11 protein-coding genes are annotated in these 12,596 nt (G+C 37.5%); all 11 read right to left on the bottom strand.

Annotated elements, in window-relative coordinates; all coding sequences use genetic code 11:
- Positions 1-10 precede the first annotated feature (10 nt).
- Entirely contained in the window at positions 11-1,120 is a 1,110-nt protein-coding gene (locus HMPREF9145_RS00575; RefSeq protein ID WP_036906111.1) for a glycosyltransferase, read from the bottom strand.
- A gap of 373 nt (positions 1,121-1,493) precedes the next feature.
- A complete protein-coding gene (locus HMPREF9145_RS00570; RefSeq protein ID WP_021824367.1) occupies positions 1,494-2,456 on the bottom strand; it encodes a glycosyltransferase family 2 protein in 963 nt (320 codons plus the stop codon).
- Between the two features lie 11 nt (positions 2,457-2,467).
- Positions 2,468-3,373, bottom strand: coding sequence for a glycosyltransferase family A protein (locus HMPREF9145_RS00565; protein ID WP_021824441.1), 906 nt, complete (start codon positions 3,371-3,373; stop codon positions 2,468-2,470).
- Entirely contained in the window at positions 3,363-4,403 is a 1,041-nt protein-coding gene (locus HMPREF9145_RS00560) for a glycosyltransferase (RefSeq protein WP_021824445.1), read from the bottom strand. Before HMPREF9145_RS00560 ends, HMPREF9145_RS00565 begins: the two co-directional genes overlap by 11 nt.
- 23 nt (positions 4,404-4,426) lie before the next feature.
- Entirely contained in the window at positions 4,427-5,422 is a 996-nt protein-coding gene (locus HMPREF9145_RS00555; protein ID WP_021824386.1) for a glycosyltransferase family A protein, read from the bottom strand.
- Between the two features lie 2 nt (positions 5,423-5,424).
- Positions 5,425-6,597 carry an EpsG family protein gene (locus HMPREF9145_RS00550; RefSeq protein ID WP_081697664.1) on the bottom strand — a complete coding sequence of 391 codons (1,173 nt, stop codon included), beginning with the start codon at positions 6,595-6,597 and terminating at the stop codon, positions 5,425-5,427.
- A gap of 190 nt (positions 6,598-6,787) precedes the next feature.
- The gene (locus tag HMPREF9145_RS00545) at positions 6,788-7,609 is read right to left on the bottom strand and encodes an acyltransferase family protein (protein ID WP_021824444.1); all 822 of its coding nucleotides are present in this window, start codon (positions 7,607-7,609) and stop codon (positions 6,788-6,790) included.
- 2 nt (positions 7,610-7,611) lie between these two features.
- Positions 7,612-8,547: a hypothetical protein gene (locus HMPREF9145_RS00540; RefSeq protein WP_021824424.1), complete on the bottom strand. Its 936-nt coding sequence runs from the start codon at positions 8,545-8,547 to the stop codon at positions 7,612-7,614.
- Between the two features lie 633 nt (positions 8,548-9,180).
- The gene (locus HMPREF9145_RS00535) at positions 9,181-10,116 is read right to left on the bottom strand and encodes a glycosyltransferase family 2 protein (protein ID WP_021824436.1); all 936 of its coding nucleotides are present in this window, start codon (positions 10,114-10,116) and stop codon (positions 9,181-9,183) included.
- Between the two features lie 60 nt (positions 10,117-10,176).
- The gene (locus HMPREF9145_RS00530) at positions 10,177-11,217 is read right to left on the bottom strand and encodes a glycosyltransferase family 4 protein (protein WP_021824396.1); all 1,041 of its coding nucleotides are present in this window, start codon (positions 11,215-11,217) and stop codon (positions 10,177-10,179) included.
- A 126-nt stretch (positions 11,218-11,343) separates the two neighbouring features.
- Positions 11,344-12,591 (bottom strand): glycosyltransferase 61 family protein, encoded by a 1,248-nt coding sequence (locus HMPREF9145_RS00525; RefSeq protein WP_021824413.1) that lies wholly within the window; start codon positions 12,589-12,591, stop codon positions 11,344-11,346.
- Positions 12,592-12,596: the final 5 nt, after the last annotated feature.

The following is a 12,596-nucleotide window of genomic DNA, read 5'->3' as shown; positions in this document are numbered from 1 at the left end:
GTTATAAAAATCATGATATACCGACAACACGCTTATACATTCTTTCGTAAGCCATTATCATCTTGTCAACATCAAATTGTTTTGCCCTCTCATAACAAGCATCTGCTACTTGCTGATAATATTGGCTATCCTTACTCAAATGTTCAATCTCGGCAGCTAACCGATGAGCATCCCCGTGTTCAAAAAGAATACCATAGCCTTCTGTCACTTCTCTTAAACCATTCACCTTACTTGCGATAAAAGGCTTATGTGCACTCATACCTTCAATATTCGACAATGATAATCCTTCCCAATGGCTCGACATCACAATCATATCCGCAGCTCTGAGCACATTCGGTATGTCCGTTCGTAAGCCCAGAAATCTCACTCTGCCACCAATACCAAGTGTATCAGCCAAATGCTTTACAATATTTTGGCGTACGCCAATACCTGCAAACCAGACTTCAAACTCATTCCTATCCAATAAACTCAAAGCCTTAACGACAGTATCTTGATCCTTTGCCTCTCTAAACCCTGCAACCATCAAAATCGCCTTTCTATGCGCTTTCAAAGACAACAATTCTGCATCGGGAGCTGCCTCACTGATACTCTTTACATCTATACCATTATTAATCGTAGAGATACGATGATATCGATCAGAAGATTTATCTAACCATCCACCCCCGATATACTCCCGTAACTTCTTTTCTGCAACTTTACTGATACAGGCCACATGAGCATATTGTCCATACATCCAACTCTCTATAGGAGCATACCACTTCCAATCGCGTTTGCGATTGGAAGTGGTATGCTCGGTGGAGACAAGCTCCACCGAGCATACCACTTTAGCAACAGCAGCGAAAAGCTGTGGGGAAGAATTATGTGTATGAACGATATCATATCCTCGCATTATCTTTATCAATTTCAAGATATATAAAGGATTATAAACTCCACATCCCAATGCATATATCTTTGTCTGTGGACTCTCTCGCCTTAACCTTTGCATCAATGGAGTTTCCACACCATTAAAAATACATAAATCCACTATATGTCCTAAAGATCGCAATCTTGGAATCATATTAACGATCAACATCTCTGCTCCTCCCATTTCCAAAGACGTAACGACTTGCAGTATTCTCATCATGAACAGTTTCTATAAATTACACGAATTCGGTTTAAGTATCTATCTTTCTACTTCCAAGGGATTGGAGAGCTGTTTTTTTCAGTTTCCCACTCATCCGAGGTCTCGGACAATCATTTTTTTCGATTTTTTGTTCATCCGAGTAGTCGGAAAACTGTTTTTTTCAGTTTCCCACTCATCCGAGGCCTCGGACGGTCATTTTTTTCGATTTTTTGTTCATCCGAGTAGTCGGAAAACTGTTTTTTTCAGTTTCCCACTCATCCGAGGCCTCGGACGGTCATTTTTTCACCTCCGTCACCCCATTGAAACTTAAACAAACTTTCAAACCGAATCCACGTATAAATCAGACAAAGCCTAAATCCAATAGTCTGCACTATTGTTTAGAAATGAAACGTTGACAAAGCCGTCTCCACCTAAACCTCATAAAATTCCGGAGTCGGAAATAGAAACCAATACTCCGTTTCAACCAGAAAATATTGGTTCGTAACAAAACAACATAAACCCAAGGCAACCGGAAACCAGCCTGCTCAGCATCATCGCATATCCGTTTCACAAATGGATGTTTCATTGTTAATGAGTAAGTGTCGGACACGGCAACTTCGTTAAGACCATTGAGACGTGACAGAAGAATATCATTCATGTATTCAGACAGAAAAGGTTTAGGAATGGAGGCTATCCGATACTTGTCAAAAAGCGCCTCATAATCCAGACTGGCCGAAGACGTGTGGGTAATGCTGTCCTGCCTGAGACGATAAGTGTACACATCAGCATTGACAAAATGGGGCAGGCGATTAATTCGAAATGCCACTTTAATATTCAGCAGCATATCTTCCCCTTTATAACATTCGCGAGGCACATCAAACACAGCATCTTCAAACAAACTCTTACGGTATAATTTACCCCAAACTGATATAGGCCAATTACCTCCCGTGATACTCTGTTGTCTGAAGGCATGCAATGAGTTCACCGGAGCAGCACATACCCCCCCCCCACCGCAAGCACCAATAACCATATCGGTGTGCTCTGCAACTGCATGAAGCGTTTTCAAGGAGTCCTTTGGCAACATATCATCAGAGTCCAGAAACATTATCCATTCACCGGCAGCATGTTTCCAACCTTCCCGACGGGCAGCAATCAGTCCTTGATTTTCTTGGTGGAACACTTTAAACTGGGCATACTTCTTTGCCCATTCATCACAAATTTGGGCAGACTCGTCGGTACTCCCATCGTCAATGACTATAACCTCAAAATCTTGGTATGACTGATTTATGACACTGTTAAAACAATCTGCCAAGTAAGAAGCTGTATTATAAACTGGAATTAATATAGAAATCATAACTTTATTTTTTATAAAAGATACTTCCTTTTCCAAAACCGATAAAGCAGATAGCCCGGAATGATATTCAAGAGAACGAGTACATGATATCTGCAACAAAGTATTTCCCTCATAGTCTGCTTTCCAAATAAAGAATAGACTATATATAGCAGAGCCTCTTTCACACGTATCTTAACAGAAAACTCCCTTGACATTGTCATCAATGAACCATAAGCCATCAGATGAGGACACTTAAATCGCAAAATCCTCCCCGCATCAGACAGCCCTCCAACAAGATACTCTGTGATGTAGATGATCTTATTAACAAAGAACATATCGTATTGCTTTGCCAACCAAATCCATGCAACCGACTCGGAGATAAACTTTTCCCCCTCTACTTCCGGATATTGGAAACCACGCAATTTCTCTGTGACCCACACTTCTGCCTTATCTCCATCCACTCCCTTATTATAACGCTCTGTGATGAAATTACTTAAAAACCGATCAGCAGAATAGGCATCTCCTATTCGGGAATATTCTGAATAACCACGGAGATAGCCTATACCACAAAGTTTATCACGATTGATAAGCTGACTCCAATCCGTACAGATCGTCTCTATTGCGTCGTCTGTCAATACATCATCGGAATCGACAATGAAGAGTAGTTCGGTATCAACCTCCCTAAAGGCAACATTCAAGGCAGAATGCTTACCGCCATTCTCTTTCTTTATATATCGGATCAGAATACCATTCGCTATGTCTCGTTGCTCATGAATAAGATTCACTATAAGTTGCTCTGTGCCGTCCGTACTTCCATCGTCAATGCAAAGCCACTTGAAATCTTTGGATGTTTGACCGCACAAGCTCTGAAATAATCTATGCAGCTTGTCAGCCCGATTATAAGTAGGAGTAACAACTGTGATTGTCTTATTTTCCATCTTTCAAGTTCATTCTTAATCTTGGCAATACACTTTTGGAAATAATCCCATTAAATACCCAACAAGCCAATTTATAGAAAACAAAATACTTGATAGTCAGATTCATGAGTATACTCATGACCTTTCCTTTCAGTCCATGACCAACCGGCATTATCGGATAAAACCTGTATTGTCGAGCTTTTTTTGAAACTTCACAAAACAGATGATAGTCATATTGGGCTGACAACATCCTACTGTAACCAAACATTTTTTTTCCATTCAAAGCCTTATAAACTGATGTCCGAACTTTGTTATCAACCGTCAGATCTTCTGCAAGCATACAGATATCATGATAAGAAAGCAGATAATCATCGACGCATCTTCTGGTATGAGAAATATCACGCTTTGTCGTAGCACTGTCGTCATGAACGACATAGCGATAGAGATCCGTAGAGACTGCGGCTATTCTCGGATTATGCAGGAACACATTCGCTACAAACAGCTGATCTTCGCCAACAATATAATGATTATGAAATCGAATACCGTTCGTTCGTAGGAATTCTCTCCTGTAGAAACACAACCAACAGAATGACACAAACCCATACTTCAAAATATACTCATGCCCACTTCCTTTAAACACAAGTTCTGAAGACAATTTCCTTTTAGGCCAGAAGTCATAACTACTACCATATTGTATAACATCAAATGAATCAGGAGAACAGACCGCTTCAAAAGCAGCCTCTAATCCATTATCCAACAGATAATCATCGGCATCCACTAAAACAATCCATTCGCCAGTGGCATGCACAATACCATTATTCCTTGCAGCACATACCCCTTGATTGTCTTGATGAAGTAATTTAATATTCGAATAGTTATCTACATACTCCTGACAGATTTCTGATGAAGAGTCTGTGCTGCCATCATTCACTAACAAAATTTCAACATTATCTATTCCTTGTCGAAGTAGAGATTCTATACACTTGCGGAGATACTTTTCTACATTGTATACAGGAACAATTATACTGAATTTCGGTGTTTCTATTTTCATTTATAAGGATTGAAAATAAGTTTTCATTCGTCAGTTGAAAGAATAAACTTGGGTAAACTGAGATATTCTTTGCTCTTAACAAAATTACGTGCAGCGATATTTCCTTTTATATGGGCCACCAAAAACCGCGGTGAAAATCGCAAGACAGAATAAAGAGAACGTACCCCACAACTCAATACAAACCGATAGCCATAAGCCCATTTGTCTTTTATCCTATCCATTCCCGTATTCCTTGGCAAATCATAGACACAACGATACCACGTCAGATATTGTGCCATAGCCCGATAATAAATCTTGTCATAAGTCTTCTGACTTGCCTTGTTGCTATTCGCATCTAAATGAAGCACCCCTGAGTCATACCACATCAAGAGTTTATAACCATTCTCTATTATCTTTTGATACATCAGCTGATCTTCACCAAAGGTACCGGCAGGGAACTGATCAATCCATGCTTCTTGCTCATAATGAATAGCTTTCCACACCGATGTCTTCATGAACACAGCAGTTCCGGCTCCACTCTCGGTTGGATAAACAGCTCCTTTCTCCGGACAATTATTAAAAGAGAAAGCCCCCGAACGCTTAATACGTATCGCCCAACCATCATTTTTACGCCCACTAACTGTATTTGTCAGATAAGCTCCTATCTTAGATTTCAGACTCAAGTTCTGTGAAGGGAATGTGTCTGGCACTATACCATCTGCATCATACTTTTGCAAAGCATCATACATTCTTTTTACTGCATCTTTCGGGAAATACACATCATCATCAATAATCAGCACATATTCTTCTTCTACCATATTGGCCGCGGCTCGTTGATGTACCAATCCTTTAGGAGTATCAATATATTCCTCTATACCGACTTGCTCCTTAGGACGCTCAAATCCATGAGCAAGATGCACATAGATATGGCTCGGCTTTATGGTTTGTGTATGAAGCGATTCTAACTCTTGAATAAATTTGTCGCCTGCTTTCCCAACGGTGCGAATAGCAACACTATAATAGAATGTATCTTTTTCCATAATTAACGTGGAATATAGATATCAAAAGGTTTACGATAAAACTTATCTTCATCATAATGATCGTCATACTCAAAAATTTCATATATAATATCTCCCTGCCGATGTCCATTTGTAAGGAACGTTTTATATGGAGAGATTAAAATGCCCCAATTAAACACAAAACGCAAATAAAGTATCGTTGCTACAATATAAACAGTCTTAACATATTGATCAAAACCATTACCTTTCGCAGACAAGAAAGAAAGAAGATAGATAATCCCCATGATATAATACCAACTTTGCCGCCCAGCATTGGATGATTGAATAAACGCAAACAAAATAAAACAGAACATCAGAGAAGCATTTAGATATACGATATTTTCTCTGTCCTCAGGGATCTTATCATATCTATTAAAAATGAGATACATCATCGTTACAACCTCAAAAACATAATCGTAACGGAAACCGGGGTGGTCATCTGCATAACTCATGGAACGTGAACTATCCGCAGCATTGCCATAAAGATTGTACAAAGACATAGGCAGGCCAGTCGCACCTATGACCAATAAAACAGCAAGCACTATCACAATGGTTGTCTTACTCCATTTTTTCTGTGGCATAAAATAGAATATAAGAAAGATAACGGCAGAGTTATGAAACTTATAAGCAATGAACCAAACAATCAAAAACTTCAGTAAGTCACGCTTTATAACATAACGATAGCCCAGCCAAGTACAGCTGGCAGCCATTGCCTGACGTAAATATGTGAATGTAAAGAAGAACCATAATCCCATGAACAGCAAAACTGAAATGGGATACTCCATAAACATTTTACGAAAAGAGATGAATAGGAGAATATAGATAAACAGCGTAGTGAAAAGAATATAGATATACCGATTAGGTGTTATATAAGCGACAAGAGAATTCCATATTACATAGGAAATCTCACTTTGATACCCCATAATAGGGCTTTCCAAATTTATAAAAGGCCCACCATTACGAATCAAATCGGCATTTCTATCAAACAATTCTCCATAAATGTATCGATCATAGCCCCCCAACATATCGCCTAAACCAACAATTAGAGCTAAAACCGTTAGGATAGGTATCAGTTCTATACGATTTATTTGTTTATGATTAGCATACGAACGAAAACAAATAACAGATACTATTATATATAAGAAAATGAATAACATTTTTATTATTTTATATCCAATTGTTAATATTGATTACCAAACAAAAGGAAGTCTAAAGGTTTGCTTCTTTTCAATATTTGTATAAGTGCATAGCATAAAAGCACAGAGATAAAGCCTACAAACGGTACTATAATAAAATCAAGCTCCCAATCCATAAAAAAATATTATTGATATGAATTCTTCCTGTAAGCTACTTTTCCAAAACAATTACTTGCAATCCATAAATTCCCAAGGTATATGTACCTATTTCAGCCAAGTTGTTGATAAGCCAAGTCTGTTCTTTCAACCACTTACACACATAATAAGTACAACCAATCAGCGACAAAGAACCGGACAAGCCCGTGATATATTGCCGCGGAAGTTGCAAAGGATGACGAAAGAGTACTTCATAAGTAAGCACTTGTGGGGCTATATGATTGCACAATAAAACAAATATAAGCAAAGAACTTATTGTCACTATCAAGCGATATCTTTCATAAGCTTTGGAATATGACCTGAGGAAAAATCCTGTCCAAAAGAATATCAACATCCAGTTAAACTGCAGGAAATATCCATGAGGAAACAATAATGCAAAAACTATTGAACCTATTGCGGTTACCAAATCATTCTTTCCTATACGCTCTGCAATATAAGTAAAGACAAAACAGCAAAACAATGTTTTCAGAAACCACATTCCACCAATCAATTCCGACTTTACTATTATCGAAAGATTAGGAACCTTCATAAAATAACAGACAAATATAGTCAATAAAGTGATAGAAGCGGCAGGAACTAATAGTTGAATGGTCTTTTGTTTCAGGAAAACCAAGAATGTTTTCTGAAACGAATTCAAAGAGAAATACCCACACAGCAACATAAACAACGGCATGTGGAAAGAATATATCCAACGATTTAGAATTGAAGTAGAATCCATAGTTACCAATCTATAAGAATGCCCAATGCATACCATCCAAATAGCAAGAAACTTAACCGTATCGAGATAAACAACTCGTTTGGATTTTCCTTTAACCATTCTTAAAGCTTTATTTCCTCGTAAGGAGCATTATTCAACATGGCAGCCCGACGTGGGAAACCACTTCTGAACAACCGTTTATCTGTCATTTGATACACCTTCTTCGCATAACTCAACATAAAATAGTCTATAAAAGATTTCATATAAGCATCTTGACTCGCGTCAAAGGTGAAGCCCATGTGGACAACCATACCGGGAATAACATAGACATAATCAAGCACAGAAAGTCGGTCTAAGAACGTCTTACTGTCACTGGTCACCAAGACATGCTCATCAGGATATTTCGAATGCAGCTTCTTAACGCCTTTTATACATTTAAGAATATAAGCCTCTCTCTCCCGCTCCGGCAAGATTTCTCCGCCTTCCTTAAAATCTCCCAACAACTGTCTGAACCGAAAAGTCAATGAGATATATTGCTTTTTCCCTCCCAACTGGCCAAGATGATAATCAATATGCCTTTGCAGTTGTTCAGAAGGTTGAAAGAGTTCGTTGAATAAAACACTGAATTTCTTATCCGCAATTGCCATATTTGAGTAGATATGGATTTGCTGATAAGGCTTTCTCAAATAGCAACGTAGAATGATTCTTTGTGCAAATAGTTGCAAACAGTTACGAAGATTATGATGATAAGTCAGAAGCGTGCAAGGATAAACCTCCTCCGTATTCCAACAGATATCTTTCTCATCAATCTGCCAATCATACAGATTAGGCACTAAATAATCCTGCAAATGCAAAGGTTCAAAGACTATCTTAAAAGGCAGATTCCGGCGTTTACATTCTGCATAAACAGAGGTAATACCTCTGAGACGATCAGACAATCCACCGGAGAATGTCGTTTCCGGCTGCACCATGTAAATGATAGTCTTTCTGTCTTTGGCTCTACTTTTTCCCGTTTTCTTACGATGATACAAAGGCAGAAGCAATTGACGCCTGCACATATAATTATGACGTAATATTGGGGTAAAATATAAAAGAGGCAGAAAAAAATTGAATATCTTCTCTAACATTAATCTTACTGTTTAACAATATCCATTAAATTCATCCACATAATTACATATAGTAAATTATATATGATAAGTTCTTAAAAATATTTACAATCTCTTTCACAAAACTCGCACATTTCAAATAAGATGCTACCTCGCCCAAAATAAGTGCTGTTTTCTGTAAATTTGCAACTCATTGATTATTATAACATTAGAAACACTCACATGAAAACATGACATAAAATCACATGAAAAAGCACTGCTATCTGCATTGAATTACGGGAAAATCTCTATGATTTTATCACACATTCTGACTCAATTGACCCTATCATCTGCATCAGGTTACGGCATATAATGCCTCAAAATCTGTGGATGTCACAGCCAAATCGTAAAATCATTCCCCATTTTTCATCTTTTATATTCTATAAGGCAGCATTCTGAAATGTTAAAATTCGGATAATAATACTTACAAAACCGACACGTTAAAGCAATCTTAAAGGTCGTTTTGTATATTGAAAATGAAGCTGTTCTATGGTTTAGATGCGACTTACAATCATCTGTAAACCTCAGAGAGACAGACCTAAGTTTCTACTTAAATATCCGATACAACCTGATCAACAGAAGATAAATCTTCTCATGATTGGCAAACATCAAGAACAAATCAGCTTTCCTACGCCCTGTTTTCCCAACCGGATAAACCCCTTTCTCCCTGAATATCTTGATGTCGTTTTTTATCTCCTCCATGGCATAATCAATCGGGAAGAGACTGTAGAGATAGCCAGCTGCAGAGAAATTCATCCATTGTTCATAGGCGCTGCTATAGGATTGGTCACGATGACTATCTATAAACCTCTTGAAATTACAAATGGTTTCTCGGGAGTCAGCCACATTCCTTCTTGTATGTTCTGCATGCGCTTCTCGCATCACGGAATTTTCATTGTCATCGCAATAGACATATGCCTGCAGCGTAATCTGCTTAATATTTCCCAATAATGGATAGACCTGCATCAGGAAAAACCAGTCTTCTTGAGAATATCTTTGGGGGTCAAAACGGATATAAGCGTCTTCAATGACACTCCGTCTTATTATCTTCGTCCAAAGATAACCATTGATATATCCTTTTTGTATATATTCAATGGCACTCCCTTCAAAAGGCGTAAACCCACCGCCATTATATGAAACGCTCAACAAATCTATCGTGCTGTTCAACTCCGAAAGAATGTGCCGAAGAGTGCCTTCGGCAATATAATCATCCGAATCGATAAACCAGATGAACTCTCCGCAAGCCTTATCTAAAAGATAATTCCGGGCTGCCCCCACACCTTCATTATGCTTAGAAAACACCCTGATGTCATTCCACTTCTCAGCAAACTCATTGGCACATTGCAATGTAGTGTCTGTGGAACCATCATCTACAATGACGATTTCAACATCATCCTCTACTTGACTTAATATTGAATTCAGACATCGGGGAAGCCAACGCTCTACGTTGTAAGCAGGGATTAATATCGAAAGTTTCTTCATACAACTACAGACTTTATTACGCTTATTATCAATAAAGGTTTTAATTCTTCCTTGAATTCCTTACGAACCTACCAATTGATTATAAAGTTCAATCCACTCGGCAGCGATATTTTCAAGCTTAAACCTTTGGGATAACTCTAATGAACGTCGTCCCATTTTCTGCCGTAAAGACTCATCAGCCATTAACTGCATGACACGATTAGCCATGGCATCAATATTACCAACTGGGCTGACTAAAAATCCATTTTCTCCATGCTCAACAATCTCACTCGGTCCACTGGGACAATCAAATGAAACGATTGGCAAGCCACATGAACTTGCTTCTATGAGAACCAAGGGGAACCCCTCAGAGCGAGAACTCATCAAATAGATTGAATGTTTCTGATATTCTTTCACAATATCGTTTGTAACACCTTTTATGTTTATAATATTAGCTAATCCTTTTTCCTGGATCTTTGCTTGTAACTCTGACCTCAATGCTCCTTCACCAAATATATCCAATTGCCAATCAGGGAATTTTTGATGCACTCTTTCCCATACATCTATAAGATAATCAAAGCCTTTTTGTATGTCAAGACGACCTACAGCAATGGCTTGCTTATTTTCACATGTAGTTGCTTGCTCACATGTAATTGTAGAAGGATTATAAATATATATTGTCTTGGGAAGCCATCTCCTCCATTTATTACAATCGGCTTTATTTAACACAACTACCTTATCATAATGATTTGCTACATAGATGCGCCCAAACTTCTGATACTGGATTGCAAGAAAACGTCTTATAGGATTCTTTATGCCTTTCTTCCAAATCTTAGACATATCATAAGAAAAATGGAACTCATATATTTTCTTACTGCCATCTTTAATCTTATACAGATAATGAGATTCTATACCTCCCGTAGCAACAGTAATATCATATCTATTCGCTAACAAAATCTTTTGCAGTCCATCCTTATAAGGAATATTGTCGGATATATCAATTCTATGAATACGCTTATCCAACTTAAAATAATCAGGTCTGTCTCCCTGTCCTTTGGTAATAAAAGTTATATCGAAATAATTACAAAGAAAGTTTGCCCGTACCGTAAAGACTCTTTCCATGCCTGCGGAATTCCATAAACCATTTATAATGTATGCGATTTTCACGAAAAATATTTTAGAAAGTAGTACAAACTATATTACGTTAATCCAACAATATATGATAGTTATATTCTCTATCATTAATGTTCAGCTTAGGATTTTTTTCCCCCATAATAAAATCTTCTGCCTTATGTTAGAAGAAAGAAAAGGTATTTTATTTAATATATTTTTCATTTCCGTTTTTTTTCGTTCTATTTCACAGCTCGCCTTTTCATAATAATATGAGGATAAAAGAATTCTTTGCTCCAAATGTGGCAACATGATGCATGAATTCACATACCGTTTAAATTTATCAAGTGAAAACGTATTAGAAAGACCTTTTATCCCACTAAAACGTATTAAGTTATCATTAACATATATGAAAAATGGACCAGCAGCAAGTGCATCCTTCCTTGCAAAAACTGATAAATGTGCATCAATGTAGGTTACATGAAGATTATTGATTTCATTCAGTGCAATCTGATATTCATTAACAAAAGGTACCTTTCTAACAATCTCCAAATTTGCACCCTTGCTCATAAACACAGCATTATGGGATATTGATCCTTCTGTAGTTGCCATGGTTTTACAACCTTTAATATAAGCAAGTTGAGTGCGGAGATCCAATTTTTCAGGAGAAATAATCTTGTAACCAAGACGTTTGAAAACACATTCTATATCCCTCTCGCCCTGATCCTTTCCATGCTTTAAAGCCGTGCGAGTAAGATATATCTTATCTACATTAACAGATTGGACACCTGTTGTTATTGTATTGATGAGCTTAACATATTCCTTAGTATAATATCGCTCTTCACTACCTTTTGTATAAAAGCAAGCATCTGGGACATACAAGATGTCATAACGAGTAATATTTTCAATGGGTTTAAGTCTGTCAATATTGATACCAAGCAGCTGGAGTAATTCCTGAAAGTTCTTTGATAATTCGAAATCCTCATCACAAATATAGACCAAATCAAACTCAGAGTTGTCAGTTATATGTTTCAACAAATCATCAACAAACGGCCACAAAAGCTTTAAATTATCCGTAAAGCAGTGCCCCCAAGTTCCATTGAAATATCCCAAATAGAATGCTTGCCTATGGTGACAGATAACTTTCCCTTTAGGAAATGGATAATACCCTTCTTTACCAACATGAAAGCCTGTGTTCGAAATAAAATGATCTTCATTATCAACAACGCCTCCTAATATACAATCTGTATTAAACTGCATGGGAAGAATTGTTGCATTCTTTACATATTTAAGTTTCAGAATATCCTCTTCCTGCCTCTTAAATAAAGTTTGCTGCCGTAATTCTTCCTTTGCCCACGGATCTACATAATCAAAATTGTAACTCATACTTT

Source organism: Segatella salivae F0493 (genome assembly GCF_000477535.1).
Lineage (GTDB): Bacteria > Bacteroidota > Bacteroidia > Bacteroidales > Bacteroidaceae > Prevotella > Prevotella salivae.
Note: the sequence above shows the minus strand (reverse complement) of the source record. Positions and strands in the feature narration are given on the sequence as shown.